The organism is Oceanospirillum sp. (assembly GCF_982874595.1).
In genome coordinates this window covers 61,094-77,986 of the sequence record NZ_CEYNZH010000003.1, presented here as the reverse complement: position 1 = coordinate 77,986, position 16,893 = coordinate 61,094, and the positions used below count along the sequence as shown (strand labels likewise).

At 47.8% G+C, this 16,893-nt stretch carries 19 protein-coding genes and 2 tRNA genes (1 of these 21 running past the window's edge); 12 read left to right on the top strand and 9 right to left on the bottom strand.

Features of this window, described 5'->3' with window-relative positions; genetic code table 11:
• Nucleotides 1–22, top strand: a tRNA-Lys gene (locus AC4GL5_RS02470) (it extends 154 nt beyond the left edge of the window).
• A gap of 260 nt (nucleotides 23–282) precedes the next feature.
• Nucleotides 283–1,320 carry a quinolinate synthase NadA gene (gene nadA / locus AC4GL5_RS02465; protein ID WP_490381203.1) on the top strand — a complete coding sequence of 346 codons (1,038 nt, stop codon included), beginning with the start codon at nucleotides 283–285 and terminating at the stop codon, nucleotides 1,318–1,320.
• Nucleotides 1,321–1,413: 93 nt separating this feature from the next.
• Here nadA and AC4GL5_RS02460 read toward each other — a convergent pair whose 3' ends face one another.
• Nucleotides 1,414–2,934, bottom strand: coding sequence for a M48 family metalloprotease (locus AC4GL5_RS02460; RefSeq protein WP_490381202.1), 1,521 nt, complete (start codon nucleotides 2,932–2,934; stop codon nucleotides 1,414–1,416).
• A 261-nt stretch (nucleotides 2,935–3,195) separates the two neighbouring features.
• Between AC4GL5_RS02460 and AC4GL5_RS02455 the strand changes: the two genes are divergently transcribed.
• Together AC4GL5_RS02455 and AC4GL5_RS02450 are read left to right on the top strand one after the other, a co-directional pair.
• Nucleotides 3,196–3,432, top strand: coding sequence for a sulfurtransferase TusA family protein (locus AC4GL5_RS02455; RefSeq protein ID WP_490381201.1), 237 nt, complete (start codon nucleotides 3,196–3,198; stop codon nucleotides 3,430–3,432).
• Nucleotides 3,433–3,440: 8 nt separating this feature from the next.
• Nucleotides 3,441–4,526, top strand: coding sequence for an AI-2E family transporter (locus AC4GL5_RS02450; protein ID WP_490381200.1), 1,086 nt, complete (start codon nucleotides 3,441–3,443; stop codon nucleotides 4,524–4,526).
• A gap of 26 nt (nucleotides 4,527–4,552) precedes the next feature.
• Here the strand turns inward: AC4GL5_RS02450 and AC4GL5_RS02445 are convergent, their stop codons facing one another.
• Nucleotides 4,553–5,689, bottom strand: coding sequence for a sensor domain-containing diguanylate cyclase (locus AC4GL5_RS02445; protein ID WP_490381199.1), 1,137 nt, complete (start codon nucleotides 5,687–5,689; stop codon nucleotides 4,553–4,555).
• A 220-nt stretch (nucleotides 5,690–5,909) separates the two neighbouring features.
• Nucleotides 5,910–5,986, bottom strand: a tRNA-Arg gene (locus tag AC4GL5_RS02440).
• Nucleotides 5,987–6,050: 64 nt separating this feature from the next.
• Here AC4GL5_RS02440 and arsS point away from each other — a divergent pair.
• From arsS to AC4GL5_RS02425, 3 genes are read left to right on the top strand one after another with little or no spacing between them, the layout of a single operon-like run.
• Nucleotides 6,051–7,016 (top strand): arsenosugar biosynthesis radical SAM (seleno)protein ArsS, encoded by a 966-nt coding sequence (gene arsS / locus AC4GL5_RS02435; protein ID WP_490381198.1) that lies wholly within the window; start codon nucleotides 6,051–6,053, stop codon nucleotides 7,014–7,016.
• A gap of 15 nt (nucleotides 7,017–7,031) precedes the next feature.
• On the top strand, nucleotides 7,032–7,796 hold the full coding sequence (locus AC4GL5_RS02430; RefSeq protein WP_490381197.1) for a TIGR04283 family arsenosugar biosynthesis glycosyltransferase: 765 nt from the start codon (nucleotides 7,032–7,034) through the stop codon (nucleotides 7,794–7,796).
• Complete coding sequence (locus tag AC4GL5_RS02425; RefSeq protein ID WP_490381196.1) at nucleotides 7,793–8,407, top strand: TIGR04282 family arsenosugar biosynthesis glycosyltransferase; 615 nt, start codon at nucleotides 7,793–7,795, stop codon at nucleotides 8,405–8,407. The genes AC4GL5_RS02430 and AC4GL5_RS02425 overlap by 4 nt, the downstream gene beginning before the upstream one ends.
• Before the next feature lie 14 nt (nucleotides 8,408–8,421).
• On the opposite strand, the gene AC4GL5_RS02420 is transcribed toward AC4GL5_RS02425, so the two are convergent.
• The 4 genes from AC4GL5_RS02420 to flgA all read right to left on the bottom strand — a co-directional run bounded on the left by AC4GL5_RS02420 (nucleotide 8,422) and on the right by flgA (nucleotide 10,950).
• Complete coding sequence (locus tag AC4GL5_RS02420; RefSeq protein WP_490381195.1) at nucleotides 8,422–9,213, bottom strand: flagellar brake protein; 792 nt, start codon at nucleotides 9,211–9,213, stop codon at nucleotides 8,422–8,424.
• A 32-nt stretch (nucleotides 9,214–9,245) separates the two neighbouring features.
• Nucleotides 9,246–9,734: a flagella synthesis protein FlgN gene (locus AC4GL5_RS02415; protein WP_490381194.1), complete on the bottom strand. Its 489-nt coding sequence runs from the start codon at nucleotides 9,732–9,734 to the stop codon at nucleotides 9,246–9,248.
• A gap of 9 nt (nucleotides 9,735–9,743) precedes the next feature.
• Nucleotides 9,744–10,052 carry a flagellar biosynthesis anti-sigma factor FlgM gene (gene flgM / locus AC4GL5_RS02410; RefSeq protein WP_490381193.1) on the bottom strand — a complete coding sequence of 103 codons (309 nt, stop codon included), beginning with the start codon at nucleotides 10,050–10,052 and terminating at the stop codon, nucleotides 9,744–9,746.
• Between the two features lie 166 nt (nucleotides 10,053–10,218).
• Nucleotides 10,219–10,950: a flagellar basal body P-ring formation chaperone FlgA gene (flgA, locus tag AC4GL5_RS02405; RefSeq protein WP_490381192.1), complete on the bottom strand. Its 732-nt coding sequence runs from the start codon at nucleotides 10,948–10,950 to the stop codon at nucleotides 10,219–10,221.
• Nucleotides 10,951–11,081: 131 nt separating this feature from the next.
• On the opposite strand from flgA, the gene AC4GL5_RS02400 reads away from it, so the two are divergent.
• Nucleotides 11,082–12,017: a chemotaxis protein CheV gene (locus tag AC4GL5_RS02400; protein WP_490381191.1), complete on the top strand. Its 936-nt coding sequence runs from the start codon at nucleotides 11,082–11,084 to the stop codon at nucleotides 12,015–12,017.
• A gap of 85 nt (nucleotides 12,018–12,102) precedes the next feature.
• Nucleotides 12,103–12,942, top strand: coding sequence for a CheR family methyltransferase (locus tag AC4GL5_RS02395; RefSeq protein WP_490381190.1), 840 nt, complete (start codon nucleotides 12,103–12,105; stop codon nucleotides 12,940–12,942).
• A gap of 110 nt (nucleotides 12,943–13,052) precedes the next feature.
• Here AC4GL5_RS02395 and AC4GL5_RS02390 read toward each other — a convergent pair whose 3' ends face one another.
• Nucleotides 13,053–13,517, bottom strand: a complete 465-nt coding sequence (locus AC4GL5_RS02390; protein ID WP_490381189.1) for a peroxiredoxin — start codon at nucleotides 13,515–13,517, stop codon at nucleotides 13,053–13,055.
• A gap of 226 nt (nucleotides 13,518–13,743) precedes the next feature.
• On the opposite strand from AC4GL5_RS02390, the gene AC4GL5_RS02385 reads away from it, so the two are divergent.
• From AC4GL5_RS02385 to AC4GL5_RS02375, 3 genes are all read left to right on the top strand, one after another.
• The gene (locus tag AC4GL5_RS02385) at nucleotides 13,744–15,087 is read left to right on the top strand and encodes an ABC1 kinase family protein (protein WP_490381188.1); all 1,344 of its coding nucleotides are present in this window, start codon (nucleotides 13,744–13,746) and stop codon (nucleotides 15,085–15,087) included.
• A 99-nt stretch (nucleotides 15,088–15,186) separates the two neighbouring features.
• Entirely contained in the window at nucleotides 15,187–15,705 is a 519-nt protein-coding gene (gene lexA / locus AC4GL5_RS02380; protein WP_490381187.1) for a transcriptional repressor LexA, read from the top strand.
• 26 nt (nucleotides 15,706–15,731) lie between these two features.
• Complete coding sequence (locus tag AC4GL5_RS02375) at nucleotides 15,732–16,337, top strand: YigZ family protein (protein WP_490381186.1); 606 nt, start codon at nucleotides 15,732–15,734, stop codon at nucleotides 16,335–16,337.
• A 79-nt stretch (nucleotides 16,338–16,416) separates the two neighbouring features.
• Here AC4GL5_RS02375 and AC4GL5_RS02370 read toward each other — a convergent pair whose 3' ends face one another.
• On the bottom strand, nucleotides 16,417–16,812 hold the full coding sequence (locus AC4GL5_RS02370; RefSeq protein ID WP_490381185.1) for a PilZ domain-containing protein: 396 nt from the start codon (nucleotides 16,810–16,812) through the stop codon (nucleotides 16,417–16,419).
• Between the last annotated feature and the right edge of the window lie 81 nt (nucleotides 16,813–16,893).

Below are 16,893 nucleotides of genomic sequence, written 5' to 3'. Positions count from 1 at the left end.
TCGAATCCTATACGACCCACCAGATTCTAAAAAATCCCGCATTTAATGCGGGATTTTTTTTGCCCTGAATTTTCCTGCACATTATTTTATCCACAGCTACTTTTCGCAGTAAAAGGCGCTAAGGCAGTTGAAAGCTTCATCTGTCCCCCGGATTTTGTGCTAAAATTCGCAGCCATCCTTTTTTGTTTGATTTTGCTGTTTTGACGATGGGTTTTGTCTGGTCGGAATTCCAGGAAAATCCCCTAAGGCAGCTGACATCTATAGACGAGTTGAATCCAGCCCATGACTATGCAAGCAGACCAGGCACTGGTTCGGGAACACCTGTCCAATTTGGGGGCACCGGAAGAACTGAGCGCCGAGAAAAAAGCAGAGCTTACTGCACGTATCAAGCAGCTTCTGAAAGAGCAGGATGCGGTTCTTGTGGCCCACTACTACTGTAGCCATGAGATTCAGGCTCTGGCGGAAGAGACGGGTGGTTGCGTGGCGGATTCTCTGGAAATGGCTCGTTTCGGTGCTAATCATGATGCGAAAACACTGGTGGTTGCCGGTGTTAAGTTTATGGGTGAAACCTCTAAGATTCTAAGCCCGGAAAAGCGTGTGCTGATGCCAACGCTGGAAGCAACCTGCTCTCTGGATCTGGGTTGTCCTGTGGATGAGTTCAGTGCTTTCTGCGACCAGCATCCGGACCGAACCGTCGTGGTTTATGCCAATACTTCGGCGGCAGTCAAAGCCCGTGCCGACTGGGTGGTGACCTCCAGTATCGCCCTGCAGGTGGTTGAACACCTGAAAGACAAAGGCGAAAAGATCATCTGGGCACCGGATAAGCACCTTGGTGGCTATGTGCAGAACAAAACCGGCGCAGATATGATTCTGTGGGACAGTGCCTGTATCGTGCATGAAGAGTTTAAAGCTAAGGGTGTGCTGGACCTGAAAAAGGTTTATCCGGATGCAGCGGTTCTGGTTCACCCGGAGTCACCGGCAGCTGTCGTCGATATTGCTGATGTGGTGGGTTCGACCTCCCAGCTGATCAATGCGGCTAAAGAGATGGATAACAGCACCTTTATCGTGGCGACGGATCGGGGCATTTTCTACAAGATGCAGCAGCTGTGCCCTGAGAAAACCTTCCTTGAAGCACCGACCGCTGGTAACGGTGCGACCTGCCGTAGTTGTGCACACTGCCCGTGGATGGCAATGAATGAACTGGAATCACTGGTTCATGTGCTGGAGACTGGTGACCAGGAAGTGTTTGTTGATGCCGAGCTGGGTGAAAAAGCGATGCGTCCACTGACCCGAATGCTGCAGTTTACGGCGGCTAAATAAGCTCTGTATACGGCTCTGAAGAAAGCCCGTTATTCGTGATGAATATCGGGCTTTTTTGTACCTGTTGTTGGGGCGTATTATTTTACAGAAGCATCAGCGGTTGAAATCCAGCTCCTTGTAAAGAGTTTCCAGATCTTTGATGCGGTGATCGATTCGGGCAAATTCGATCGGATCATTACTGGCGTACTCCCGGGCCAGTTTCAGCTCTTTTACACCGTGTGGAATATCACCGGTCAGCTGATGGAACTCTGCATTGGCTTTGTATACGGTTAGCAGGTCTTTGGCATCTGTGGCTGCTTTAGACAATTGCTGCCAAACCCAGGGGTCTTCCGGTCGTTCTTTACTCAATGTTTTAAAGGCTTCGACAGCTTCAGCCGTCTTGCCGGCATTGAGGTAGATTTGGGCGATAAAGGCTTTTACTGCCATCTTATCGGGTGTTTCTTTTAGCTGGGCGTTAAGAAGATCAAAGGCTTGGTCGCTTTGACCGATGGCAACAAGTACTTTGGCGGTCAGGAGTCTGAAATAAAGGTGGTCGGGTTGCAGGGCTAACTGTTCCGCCAGCTGTCTGGCGGTTTCGGGTTTACCCTGATCCAGTGCATTCAGAATATCCGCATAGAGTTTTACAGGTTCCTTCATGCTGTCGGGAACCTTCTTCAGTAATGCCGTCAGGGCAACAGGGCGGTCTTTTGCCTGGGTCTGATGCAGGAGCGCCCGAACCCGAATTAGCTGAAATTCCAGATTGCTGTAGAAGGCTTTGGGGTCGGTATCCCGCTCCCGCTCTTTAGCAAAAGCGATACGGCTTTGGGTTAGGGGGTGGGTGAGTAAAAATTCGGGGGCATTACCGCCGTTGGTTCGTGCTTCAGCCTGCAGTAGTTCAAACATGCGGGCCATGCCGCTACTGTCAAAACCGGCATCTTTCAACACCCGGAAGCCAACCGCATCGGCCTCCTGCTCATGAAGACGGCTGAACTGCAGCTGGTTTTGAATAGCTGCAGCCTGAGAACTGGCAATAGCGGCAACACCAGCCTGAGTGTGGCCGTTGGCGCTGAGTACCAGCCCTGTAAGCATTGCGGTTAGTAGTGGCAGGCTTTGGTCTTCGGCACTGCCTTTACGTCGAGCGTAGTGACGTTGGCTTAGGTGGGCGAGCTCGTGAGCCAGCACAGAGGCAACCATATCTTCATCTTCTGCTTTTAACAGAAGGGCGCTATGAACCCCCATAACTCCACCGGGCACGGCAAATGCGTTGATTGTTCTGGCATTAATGATAACCAGGTTTAGCCGACGTTCGTAGAGATCGGCCTCGACAGCCAGCTTTTCCACAAGGTTCTCCAGATAACTTTGGAGGATAGGGTCGTAGATGACGGGGCTACTGGCCCGATACTGTCGCAACCAGGCTCGGCCCAAAGTAAATTCGCGGTTTTTGGTGATGCGGTCAGGTTGATCACTACCGATACTGGGTAGTTCATTTTGCCCGGTTTCTGCCAAAAGTGGGGTGCTGAAAAGTACTGATCCGGCCAGTAGTAACCCGATACCTGCGGTCTGAACGCTTTTTTGACACCGTTGTCCGATGGTTTTGAGCCTGAGGCAGGCTACCTGGGGCAATTGAAGCGGCACATTAGATTCCTGTCGTCGGTGAAGATGAGTAAGTGGCAAAAATCATCATTTAAATAAAGCCTATGAGTAACCAGGTCGTGACAAAATCCTATGATAAGACAACAGGTTACCCCATCGGTTTCTGATGCAAAAGTTAAGGACTGTTAAGGTAGTAAAGGTAACCGGGATTATCTTGCACTTTAAGCTCTGATCCCCTTTAATCTGTCGTGCTCTTTAAAGGCATGATTCCAATAAAAACAGACGGTTAATCCGAGGGTACAAATGGCGCAAGCAATCGATCAAGAGCTGGATACCAGAGGGCTGCACTGTCCGATGCCTCTGCTTAAGGCAAAGTTAGCACTTAATTCGATGCAGGCAGGTGAAGTGATTCAGGTTGTCGCGACAGATGCTGGTTCATGGGAGGACTTTGAGGCTTTTATTCGCCAGAGTCCCCATGAGTTACTGAGCCGTGAGCATCAGGGTGATGAGTTTTTCTACTGTATCCGGAAAGGGGAATAGGTAACATCATGGCGATGAAAGATGTGGCTCGTTACTGGGCACAGCGTTATTTCTCGGATGAAGAAGCGGTTATTTTCTTTCTGTTGCTCATTGGTGGTTTCAGCATTGTCATCTTTATGGGCACGATGCTGGCTCCCTTTTTAGCGAGTGTGGTTCTGGCTTATCTGTTGGCTGGCGTTGTCAGAAAACTTGAAGAGATTCATGTCCCTTTCACCTTGGCTGTTGTGGTGGTATTTCTGGTATTTGTCAGTTTGCTATCGGCTTTGGTTTTAGTGGTTTTCCCGCTGGTTTGGCGGCAGCTGATGGCTTTGATTGATGAGCTTCCCGGCATGCTTGCTGCCGGACAACAATTACTACTGTTGTTGCCGGAGCAATACCCTAGCCTGATCAGTCAGGAGCAGATGCAGGAGTTGATCGGTGTTGCGGCTGTTGAGGTTGGTCAGGTGGGACAAAAACTGGTGTCTTTGTCATTATCGTCTGTACCTAATCTGTTTGCGATCATGATTTATCTGGTTCTGGTGCCTATTCTGGTGTTCTTCCTGCTGAAAGACCGGGACCTGCTGATTAACTGGTTTGTTAGCCACCTCCCGGAAAAACGTGTGTTTATGACCGGTATCTGGCGTGAAATGGATCAACAGTTGGCGAATTATATTCGCGGAAAGTTTATTGAAATTGTGATTGTTGGTGTGGCGACCTATCTGGGATTGGTAGCTTTTGGTGTGCAGTATTCAGCGCTATTGGGCATGTTGGTTGGGTTGTCGGTACTGGTGCCTTATATCGGGGCGGCGGTGGTCACTGTGCCTGTAGTTCTGATCGGAATGTTTCAGTTTGGTCTGAACGATACCTTCTTTTATATGATTCTGGTGTACGGTGTGATTCAGGCGCTGGATGGAAACGTGCTGGTACCTTTGCTATTTTCAGAGGCAGTGAACCTCCACCCGGTGGCAATTATTGTTGCGGTGCTGGCTTTTGGTGGCGTTTGGGGCTTCTGGGGAATCTTCTTTGCCATTCCTCTGGCAACCCTGCTCAAGGCAATTCTTTATGCTTGGCCGAGAGCTGTGGATGCGACAGAACCTGCACCAACGGTAGAGTAAGGTTTGTCTCAGCGGGTGCTGGAATTTTAGAAAAGTTCGATATCCGCTGACTGGGTGTTAGCGGATTCAGTTCTGTTTCTGCCCATATCTTTAGCGCGATAGAGAGCTTGGTCTGCAATTCGGAACAGTTCGTCAGGTTCTGTTGTCAGCTGTCTGTTAATAGGGGCGCTATAGCAGCCCATAGAACAGGTCATCATGCCGTAGCCTTCATTGTTAACGTGCTCTATCTGCAGATCAAATACCTGTTGTCTGATCGCTTCTGAGGCTTGTTCGGTCTCTTCCTCATCCAACAGGGCTAGTAGAGCAAACTCTTCCCCTCCGAGTCTGAAGGCATGGGCCTGTGCTTTATCATCATCTTTATTCAGTCGGATACAAACTTCTTCAAGACAAAAGGCAACCTGAGCCAGTGCGGTATCACCCTTTTGATGCCCGTAGGTGTCGTTAAACTTTTTAAAGTGATCGATATCCAAAAGAATCAGACCGATATGAGTCGCTTGATGATGCTGGCCTTCCAGCATGGATTCAAAAAGTTCGTTGAAGTGGCGACGGTTATAAAGGCCGGTCAAGGGATCGCGAAGAGAGAGTTCACGGACAATACGGTGGTCGGTAATATCCTGATGTACTGCGATATAACCCGTTTTTTTTCCATTCTGGTCGTAATCTGCGGTAATTGAGGCGGCAACCCAGTAGGCGGTGCCGTCTTTACGGCGATTGCACATCTCCCCAGACCAGCTCTTGCCCTGAGTCAGTGTCTTCCAGAGCTCTTCGTAAACTCTGTTGTCTGTTTGTGGGTGGCGAATAACACCATGACTGTTGCCGATCAGCTCATTCCGGCTGTAACCGGAGATGTCACAAAAAGCCTTGCTGACATCAATAATGGTGCCGTTGAGATCCGTTCGTGAAGTGATTACATAGCGGTTAATGATGCTCAGATAAGATTGTGCCAGGTGGTTGGTGGTTTCGCGGGTTTTCACTTCCGTAGAAAGGCGGTGGTTCCAGTAAACCATAACGACGATCAGGGCTGTAACAAAGAACATCCATTGCAGGTAGACACGGTTAACCGTCTGTTCCTGGGCGGCAAGAGCCTCAGGAGTCAGAATCGCAAAAATTGTCAGGGTCAGAAGCAGAGTTCTTGTTATTGTCAGATACAGCTTTCTTAACACAGGAGTCCTTTTCAAAAGCCAACTTTCAGAATCATTATGACACAGGAGTGACTGAAACGATCCGTTACAGATCAATTTTGGCTGAGACAGGTCCCAAAAATACCATTTGAATCTGTCAGAGTCTTATTTGCGTATGGTATGACAGATGATGATCTGCTGATCATACCAACTGTGCGGTATCGAAACTAAGGATTGCTAGTCTCAATCTGAGAGGAAGAGATGGTGCCCCAAGCAGGAGTCGAACCTGCGGCCTTCCCCTTAGGAGGGGGACGCTCTATCCAGCTGAGCTATTGAGGCACTGATTTTGAAAGTGCGGCCATTATAATGAGTTCTAATAAAAAAACCAAACTGAGGATGCGTTATGCTTGATACCCGTCCCCTGCTGGAACAGACTGATTTCCCAAGAATTTTTCGGGGCAAATTGTCTATCCTTCAGGTCAATTTAGGTTACTTGTGTAACCTGAGTTGCGTACATTGTCATGTGAATGCCGGCCCTAAGAGAACCGAGTTGATGAGTCGGGAAACCATTGATCAGGTGCTGGCGTTTATCGATAAAAAAGGGATTAAGGTGCTGGACCTGACCGGTGGTGCACCTGAGATGAATCCTGAGTTTCGTTATCTGGTGACCGAGGCCCGTAAGCGTAACGTTGAGGTTATTGATCGTTGTAATCTGACCATTCTGAATGAGCCGGGTTACGAGGATCTGGCTCAGTTTCTGGCGGATCAGCAGGTGATCGTGACGGCTTCTTTACCCTGTTATTCCGAGCAAAATGTTGAACAGCAGCGTGGCAAAGGGGTGTTTGCTGAAAGCATTATCGCGCTGCAGAAGTTAAATCAGCTGGGCTTCGGACAGCCGGATAGCGGGCTGGTACTGAATCTTGTTTATAACCCCGGCGGACCTTTTCTGCCACCGGCTCAGGCCGGACTGCAGGCGGATTATCAGCGTGAGCTTAAAGAATCCCATGGCATTGTGTTCAATGAGTTGCTGACCATCACCAATATGCCGATCAGTCGCTTCGGCAGCATGCTGATCTCCAAAGGGCAGTTCCATGATTATATGAAACTGCTTAAGGATAATTTTTCAGAGCAGAATCTGGCGGGCGTTATGTGCCGTAGTCTGATCAGTATCGATTGGCAGGGGCGGGTATTTGATTGTGATTTCAATCAGATGCTCAATATGCCGCTGATTGCATCAGATCGTCCGGAAACCTATCTGGCAGACCTGCTGGACGAGAACCTTGAAGGTGATGAGATTGTGATTGGTGAGCACTGTTACGGTTGTACCGCTGGACAAGGTAGCAGTTGTGGTGGCGCCTTGGCGGATTAAAAGGGTAGCCGAATCATGATAAGTGTAATTATTCCTGTGTTGAATGAGGCGGAGACGATCGAACCTTTTCTTCGTCATCTGCAACCATTCCGTGATGCTGGGCATGAAGTTATTGTGGTGGATGGTGGTAGTTCTGATGGTACTCCTGAGAAATCAGTTTCCTATGCTGATCGTATCCTGATCACGTCAGCGGGAAGAGCTCACCAGATGAATGCCGGAGCTAATGCTGCTAATGGGCAACTTTTTCTGTTTCAGCATGTGGATACTTTCCTGCCTAAAACGGCAGAGGCCTTGTTAGATGCAGTATCGAATGCTGATTCCTTTATATGGGGAAGGTTTGATGTTCGCCTGGCACGCGGGCACTGGATGTTCCCTGTTATCGCAACTCTGATGAATTGGCGATCCCGTTTTACTCAGATTGCCACAGGGGACCAGAGCATTTTTATCAGCCGTTCACTTTTTGATGAAGTGGGAGGTTTTCCAAACCAGCCACTGATGGAGGATATTGAGATAAGTTCACAATTGCGGATGTTATCCGCTCCGGTATGCCTGAAAGATAAGGTGACGACATCTTCCAGGCGTTGGCTGGTACATGGCGTCTGGAAGACGATTTGGTTAATGTGGCGCATACGGCTGGCTTATTTTATGGGGTCTACTGCTGACCAACTGTCAGCTATCTATTATCCAGGTATCAAACCTGTTAAAGATCCTGGTATTGAGCATTTTTACCCTAGGACTGTTGAGTCAAATGTAACGGAAGAAGAGCGGCCTTTATCATGAAGCGATTAATCATTCAGTTTGCAAAAGAACCCGTGCAAGGCAAAGTCAAAACAAGGCTGACGAGCCGCTTTGAACCTGAAGAAGCGTTAAATTTGCATTGTGAATTGGTTATGGTGACGACTGATACTCTGCTTAGCAGCTCCTGTGATCAGGTTCAGCTTCATATTGCGGGTGATGTTTCTCACCCTTTCTTCGCACGCTTACCAGATCAGGGGATTCTACTGAAGCAACAGACAGAGGGAGATCTGGGGCAGAAGATGTTGCGAAGCCTGAATGAAGGAGTAGAGGCGTTTGATCAGGTATTACTGGTTGGCAGTGATTGCCCTGTACTTTCGCCAGAAGTTATTGATAAGGCTTTTGAAGCGCTTGATGAAGGTAGTGAGCTTGTGCTTAACCCCGCTGAAGACGGGGGGTATGTTCTCATTGGTTGCCAAAGGTCAATGCCTGATGATCTTTTTAATGAGGTTAACTGGGGAGCTGACTCCGTGCTGCAGCGCACGTTGACAAATGCGGAGTCGCTAAGGATTTCGGTGGCACTTTTACCGGTTCTTTGGGATGTAGATTATCCGCAAGATGTTGATCGTTGGCGGCGATGGCAAGACGATCAGTAAGATAGCCTGATAAGTTATTCTAGGCCTCGCCTGCGGGCTTCTCTCTGAAGATAGGCGACAAAGCGATCAATTTCCCGTTGGTTACGGCCGTCAGGACTCAGAAAGCGAAAGCCACACTGAGTCATGTTTTTATCTTCAAAGTATACAGCGCGTCGGGCTTCTGCAGCACAAAGTACCGAAGTGTCGAATTCGGCTTCTGGCAGATCAAAACTTACTTCATCAAAGACTTCCATATCCTCAAATGCTGGGTCAACCAGGTAAGGAAATTCGATTTTGCAGCCTGTTGATGAAATATCGATAATTCGTCCAACCAGAGGTTTCTGGCGTTCGTACGAGGTCAACTTAACTTCAGCCTGATCGGCAATCGCAATATGCGCACGATAGGCGTCACGGCGCTGTTTATAAAGCAGCTGTTTTGGCAGGGGGACTTTGTAGATGGCCGCGCCATCATTTCTTCCCGCACCTACGACGGTATTATTACCAAAGACAACCTGAACACCTTTATCATTTGCTTGAACAGTAAAAATACCACCGTCCATTGCATGCTGATGGCCACTTGGAGGTGCTATTTCGTCAAGAATGAAGTAGCCCTCATCAAGGTCAACTTTCAGTACGATACTGGTATAGGTTTGTTTATTCTGGCCGCGAAAAGTAATTGTGAGGGGGGATCGATGTTTTTGCAGAGATCGAAGCACACCAAAGATGCTGGCCTTACGGGTTACCAGATGACGGCGATCATCGTCTTTTTTTTCCGTTGTTGGTGACTGCAACTTCATTGCAGTATCTGAATCAACAGTGCCGGTCATAAAGGAACCCTGTACGTGCTAAAGAATATGTTTCAGGCCTGGCCGAGATCGCGTGAAGACTTAGCGATAGAACGACCTTTTGCATTGTAGGTACGCGCTGTTCTGGCTTCGGTATTGTATTGGAGAATACTGAGCATAGCATCAACTTGCTGTAAGCCTTTGTTGATGATCATGCCATTGGCCTGATTAATCTCTTTGACATCGTCGTGCAGCGAGATAAGTTGCTGCCATCCTTGGGATAAAGATGCTGAAATCTTCTCAGGAAAACTACCAAGAAGCGCTAGCATGCCTTCATCGTCAAGTTCCAGATCTTGTTCGGTCAGAAGTTTCTGGCGTTGGCTGACATCTGCTTCGATTTGCTTCAGGAGCTTCTCTTTTTCCAGAGTAAGTTTCTGAATCTGCTTGATATCACGAACTTTCAGAGCTTCTTTTTCATTTTCCATGCACTGCTTAACAGCCTTCATGTTCTGAATGCTGTTAAGCAGGTGTTGTTTTACGGTTTGTGAAAGCGCTTCACTCACGGGCAGACCTTACAGTTCGTTTTCAAACTGAATAATGCTTTTTGCCAGTGCCTGATAGTCAATTTTATAAGTGCCATCTTCAATGGATGTTTTGATTGCACTTACTTTGCTTTCATCAATATCGGGAGCGGATTGTGCACGGCTGTTCAGACGAAGTGCTTCATCGCTCAGCTGCACGCTGTCGCTCTTTGTGCCTGTTTGTGGCGCAGCAAGCTGGGTTTCATTTTTAGAAACCTCATCTTTACCGGAAGTCTGGCCGGAAGTACGGACCCGATTTCCCGTTAAACTGCTGGATAGGCTGTTAAGATCGATAGCCATAATGACTGACCTCTTTGAGAAATATCAATAACTTGAACTTGTTATCGGCACTTCTTGCGAAAGCTTTAATAAAAATTAACGGTTTTACAGACAAGTGTGACAAATAAAGCCGAATATCTGAGTTTCCGGCGCGTATAACTCAGTACCCAGAAAATCCGAAGCCATTTTACATGGGGACTAATACACTGCCGGGACCGATGACTGTTGCTCTAATTATACGGCTAGATTGGATATTTCGCACCTGAATTTGCTCGCCGATAGCGCCACTCTGAAGTGCGAGTCCTTTGATTCTGACCGACAGAGAACCAACCTGAGCTTTGATAATGACTTCGTCACCTTTGCTAACGGCATCAGCGGCTTGAACCATGTTGGTAAAAATTACGCTGTTGGCCTGAATAGGGCGAGTCGTTTCAGTGCCTACTACCTGGTCGATATCGCGAAAGTAGCTGTAGTTGAGAGAAGAGCTTTCCACTTCGCGGAGGGTCAGTAATTGGCGGCTGATAACCGATCCTCGGGGCAGCGTTGCCCGACTGACGACAACGGGCTCGAAAATGCGGATATCGACGGGTACAAAAATTCCCCAGCTGGCCGAGGGGCATCGAACACGTATATTCACTTTGCCCGATAGACCTTTGTTGCCGAGCTGCTCCAGTTCGAAGGGCTCGGTACATTTTTTCAATCGAAGCCGTGGGTCAATACTGCCGATGTCGATATCAATCCGACTGGCATTCAGAGCGCTGAGTTTTGGTTGTAAAAAGTCTTCTACTGCTTGACTCAGGCTTTCTTGGGTTTCCAGTTCATCTGCCAGGCTGGTAACACTTACTGCTATCAACGCGATGAAATAAACAACCGTAATCCAAGTGTTACGGCAGATTGAGATGACGCTGATGAAGCCCAATGTAACTGCCTCGTAATTATTGTGTTAGAAATTGTCAAAGTTTGGCTAAAGGGGAAATCCCCAGTTCAACCCTAAGATATAAAAGGGTAGTCTACACATTCTGAATTGAATTCCTATCAGCGGATAACTTTATGAATGAGCAAGCAGGCCGTCTGGCTGAACGGGCGCAACTTGTTGGTGGTAACCGTATGGAACTGCTCCTGTTTCATCTCCGTGGGCGGCAGAGTTACGGTATCAATGTATTTAAAGTTAAAGAGATTCTTCCTTGTCCTCATCTGACGAGTCTGCCTCACCATGAAGCCATTGTTCGAGGGGTCGCCAGTATTCGGGGGGAGACCATCTCGATTATCGATCTGGGAATGGCGATTGGGTTACCCTCTGTAAAAGACCTGAAGGATGGCGTGGTTATTGTCACTGAGTACAACCGTGTTACTCAGGGGTTCTTGGTTTCGAAAGTTGATAAGATTGTAAATCTGAACTGGAAGGATGTGCATCCGCCGCCAAAAGCAACCGGTAAAGATAATTATCTTACTGCCGTTACTGAACTCAACGGAAGCATGATTGAGATCATTGATGTTGAGAAGGTTATCTCTAAAGTTCATCCGGTAAATGAGCGTGTTAGTAAGGGGGTTGTTGATGACACTCTTAAGCTCATCTCGTCCAAGTACCATGTGCTGGTAGTTGATGATTCAGGTGTGGCCCGTAATCAGGTTCTGAGATGTCTTGATGAAGTTGGTGTTCAGACCACTGGTTTAACTAATGGTCTGGAAGCACTCAAATACCTTAGGAGCATTGTTGATTCCGGCAAAGAAGTGGAAGATGAAGTTCTGATGATTATCTCGGATATCGAGATGCCTGAAATGGACGGCTACACTTTGACTACGGAAATAAGATCTGATCCTAATCTGAGTCGTATGCAGATACTGTTGCACACCTCATTGAGTGGCATTTTTAACGAGGCAATGGTCAAAAAAGTCGGTGCAGATGAATTTTTAGCAAAATATGATGCGGATGAGTTAGCGCGTAAAGTTGTTAATAGAATCAATTCGTTGCAACAGGCTGAGTGAGTCTGAGACGGATAAAAAAGCTTGTATCTTGTTAATCTGTGATAAGCTGTAAAAAAACGTAAAGTTGCTTGAGTGAGTTCAGAGAATGTCAACAGTCAGAACCATTGATTCCAAAGACTATGATGCTTTTCGCAAGTTTTTGCAGGATGCTTGTGGCATTCTGCTGGGTGACAACAAGCAGTATCTTGTTACCAGCCGTCTGAACAAGATCATGGCTCAGCACGGGATGACGACTCTGGGTGAATTGATAAAAGCGATCACCTCGCATCCGCGTTCTGGTTTAAAAGAGGCCGTTGTTGATGCGATGACAACCAATGAAACCCTCTGGTTTCGTGATATTCATCCGTTCAATATTCTGCAGAATCAGTTGTTGCCTGAGCTAAGTAAGACTTTGGGCAGTCAGCAGCTGAAAATCTGGTCAGCAGCCTGTTCGACCGGTCAGGAACCCTACTCAATCAGTATGATTCTTGATGAATTTAAGCAGAAGAATCCAGGATCTTTCCGTTCCGGTGAGCGTATCGTTGCCACGGATATCTCTTCTACGGTACTGAATTCTGCCCGTAGTGGTGAATATGAAATGCTGGCACTGGGTCGCGGCTTATCTCAGGACCGTCTGACTAAATTCTTCCAGCAAACGGGTGATGGTCGTTGGGCAGTTAAAGCACCAATCAAACAACGGGTGGATTTCCGTCCGATGAATCTGCTACACAGTTACTCTATGTTGGGCAAATTTGATATCGTTTTTTGCCGTAACGTACTGATTTACTTCTCAGCTGACCTGAAAAAAGACATTCTGACCCGTATTCATGGCGTGCTGAAACCGGGTGGTTATCTGTTCCTTGGCGCTTCTGAAGCCTTGAGTAATATGCCGGATCTGTATGAAATGGTGCAGTGTCGTCCGGGTATTATCTATCGGGCGAAATAGCTTTGAGAATTATGTTTTGAATTAGCTGCTTTGATGGCTAACTGTTCTGAACAAAAAATCCCGCCTGAAGCGGGATTTTTTGTTTCTGCAGTCTGATTGCTGACGGCAGCTTAGAGTGCCTGAGCCGCTTCCAGAACTTCTGCAACGTGTCCTTTAACTTTCACTTTGCGCCACTCCTGTACCAGAACACCTTCGGCATTAATCAGAAAAGTGCTGCGTTCAATTCCCATGTACTCACGGCCATAGTTCTTTTTCAGCTTGATCACATCGAAGTGTTTGCAAAGGGCTTCTTCCGGATCTGAAATAAGCTCAAAAGGAAACTCGTGTTTGGCTTTAAAGTTGGTGTGAACACGCAGGCTGTCGCGGGATACGCCAAAAATAACTGTATTCGCAGCTTCAAATGCTGCGTGATTGTCGCGGAAATCTTGGCCTTCAGTGGTGCAGCCCGGGGTATTGTCCTTCGGATAGAAGTAGATCACCACATTCTTACCTTTAAGGGCCTGGAGATTTACGGTTGTTTCGTTGGTGGCTTCAGCAGTGAAATCGGCTACCGGTTGATTCAGTTCAACAGTCATTATTCTTTCCTGATTTTATCGTTTCAGAGACCAAGAACAGGTCATTACTCGTTCAGATAGGCTTATGCCAACTATTATGCCGTTTATACCGGATCGATTGTAGTTTGGTTCCTTTTCGTCCGGAATTTCGTTTTTGCAGAAGACCGAGATAACGCTGATTCGGCTCTGATCCTGTTCCTGCACCGTAAGACTTCGAACATGGGATAGCCACCGATAGGAATTTACCGTGACTGATAAGCGATTTTCTTCTGTACCCCGTTCCCGACTTTCCCGTTTTGCACAGCTGGGATCTTTAGCCGGTAAAGTTGCAGGCAATGTGATTGCCGAAGGCAGTAAACACTGGATCAAAGGGAAAAATCCCGGTTTGCAGCAGCTTCTGATCAGCCCCGCTAATGCACGGGATCTGGCGGATAGGTTGTCGAAAATGCGTGGTGCTGCGATGAAAGTGGGGCAGATGATCTCGATGGATACCGGAGGCATTATCCCGAAAGAGCTGGCGATCTTGCTGGAGCAGCTTCGGGCAGATGCAGATCGTATGCCTCCGAGTCAGCTGATGGCGGTACTGGAAAAAGAGTGGGGAACTGGCTGGGATGGCAAATTCAGCCGCTTCAGTTTTGAGCCCTGTGCTGCAGCTTCTATCGGTCAGGTTCATAAAGCTGTACTGGCAAGCGGTGAGCCCGTTGCCGTCAAAGTACAGTATCCCGGCGTGCGGGAAAGTATCGATAGTGATATCCGTAATGTGCAGGGCTTGCTGAGAATGTCCGGGCTTTTGCCTAAGGATCTCGATCTGGAGCCTGTTATTGAGGAAGCTCGAATTCAGCTGCATCGGGAAGCCGATTATCGGTTAGAAGGGAAGTATCTGCAGCAATATGGTGACTTGGTAAACGAAAACCTGGGCGATGCGGGCTTTGTTGTCCCAGGCTGCTTCGCATCGCATTCCACGGATTCGATCCTTTGTATGAGTTGGCAGGAGGGTATGCCTCTTGAAGAGGCATTGCGCATTCATCCTGAATGGGTTGATGAAGTTATGGCAAAACTCTTTGAACTGTTTTTTTCTGAACTCTTTGTTTTTAAAGTGGTACAGACAGACCCAAACCTGGCTAATTATCTGCTGGATGCTGAAAGCCAGAGAGTCGTCTTGCTGGACTTAGGTGCACTTCGCTTTTATGGCGATGAGTTTGTTGCCTGCTATGGTAAAGCTCTGCTAGCCGCCCGTGATCAGAACAGAGAGCAACTGAATCAGGCGTTACAGGCATTAGGTTTTTTCGCCAGCCGTAAGCAGCCTACCAATCAGGATGTGATTCTGGATATTTTTATTCTGGCGGCCGAGCCTTTACGTTTTGATGGACGATACCACTTTGGTCGGTCAGATCTTGCTCAACGAATACATCGGCGCGGTCTGGAGGTGAGCAGCAACCCGGATGCCTGGCACGCGCCTCCGCCTGAGGTTTTGTTTCTGCACCGAAAGATGGCTGGCTTATATATGATGGCTGCCCGGCTTAATGCTCAGGTTGATGTTGCGACTCTGTTTGAAAGCTCTGGGCGCTCTGAATTTGTTGCCTCGGTTTGAGTGTTTGAAGATAAAAAAACAGTTTTTTACCTGTATAGAATACTGTATAAATATATAGATCTGATATCAGGCACACCATAAGCCAGAAAGAGAGCGGTTATGGATACAGGTAAACAGAAACGTGAAACACTCTTTTTACTGCGGGCTGCAAGCAGTCAGGATCACAATGAGCTTTGGCGGGATGCACTTTATCTGCCGGAAGATGCTGAGACTGCGGGGCAGAATCAAAGCCCGTTGGGTGAAATCCCTCTTCTGGGCTGGGTTACAGCTGGCTTACCCATGGAGATCTGCGAGAATCGCGAGCATGTCAGGGTTCCGCAGCAGCTTGTAAAGAAGAACACCTACGCTTTGAAGGTGCGAGGGGATTCTATGATTGAGGCCAATATCCATGATGGTGACATCATCATAATTGAGCAGCGCCAGAGTGTGGAAAATGGCGAGACCTGCGTGGTGATGATCAACAACCAGCACGTGACGCTTAAGCGTCTTTATATCGACCGCTCCGGTGTGCGATTGGATCCGGCCAACAGCAGTATGCCTCCTATTACTTTGAAAAATGAAGATGTACAGGTATTGGGAATTGTTATGGGTCTTAAGCGTTCGCATTCGTTACAATAGGCCTTTTTGAGCGAATCCGTAACCTCATGAGTATTTATCACAAACCGGCCGCTGAAGCTCGAACAGAACTTGAGATCAAGCGTAGTCGTTTTATCTCTATTGCTGCCCCGGTGGATGATATCCCTTCCTGCCAGGCGTTTATTCAGTCGGTCAAAGATGAGTTTCCTGATGCTCGCCATCACTGCATTGCTTTTATTGCCGGTGCGCCTAATAACAGTCAATGTTACGGCATGAGTGATGATGGCGAACCTTCCGGGACTGCCGGTAAGCCAATGTTTAATGTGCTGATGCACAGTGGCTTAGGTGAAGTAGCTGTCGTTGTAGTGCGCTACTTTGGTGGTATTAAGCTGGGAACGGGTGGCTTGGTTAAAGCTTATTCTCAGTCGACTCAGATGGTATTGGATGCACTGGAAACCCGCGAGGTACGTCCGCATTTTTCCGTAGAGATTGAAGCGGATTATGCCTTTGAGTCAGATATACGTCACTGGCTGACCGAGCTCAAGGCGCGCAAAATTGAATGCCAGTACGGCCAGACAGTGATCTTGACTGCAGAGGTGGAAGCACCTGACCTGCTAGCGGAAAAAATGCGGCAGGTAGGTCAGGGACGCATAAGCTTTAAAGCCGACATCTGATGCGTTTCAAAGTTGGCAGGGTTGCAGGAATGCGTTGGGAGTCCTCACGCGATCCGGCACACGCTAGTGGTAGTCTGAATTAACCGAACAGACTGGGAGAAATGGCAACACCGTCGAGCTTATCCAGATAGCTTTTTAGCACGGTTTTTTTGTCCGCACTGAGTTTCTCGAAATTAAAGCCCAACAAGAATATTGTCTGGGACTGTCGGTGGCAGAACATTACTTGTCCTGAGACCTCAAAAGTCTCCTCACCGCCCAGATTAAGTTGCATCGGAATACTGATATGTTCATCCGGGGTGAACTGTGCTCCCCGTGGAACAACTTTTAATACATCATCTTTTGGGCACTGAAGCCTGATGCCCTGATAACATATATCGGTGGAACGAAGTTCCAGTTCACCGGAAGATAACTGCAGCTTTGCCGTCACCGCGACCTTGTATCTTGGATATCGACGACGTTCTTTCAAAGCCTGCATTATATTCTCCCCATTCTGCTTGTTTTTTGATCAGAACAGTATGAAGAAGATATTGGTGACAATCTAGGAGGCTCTGGTAAC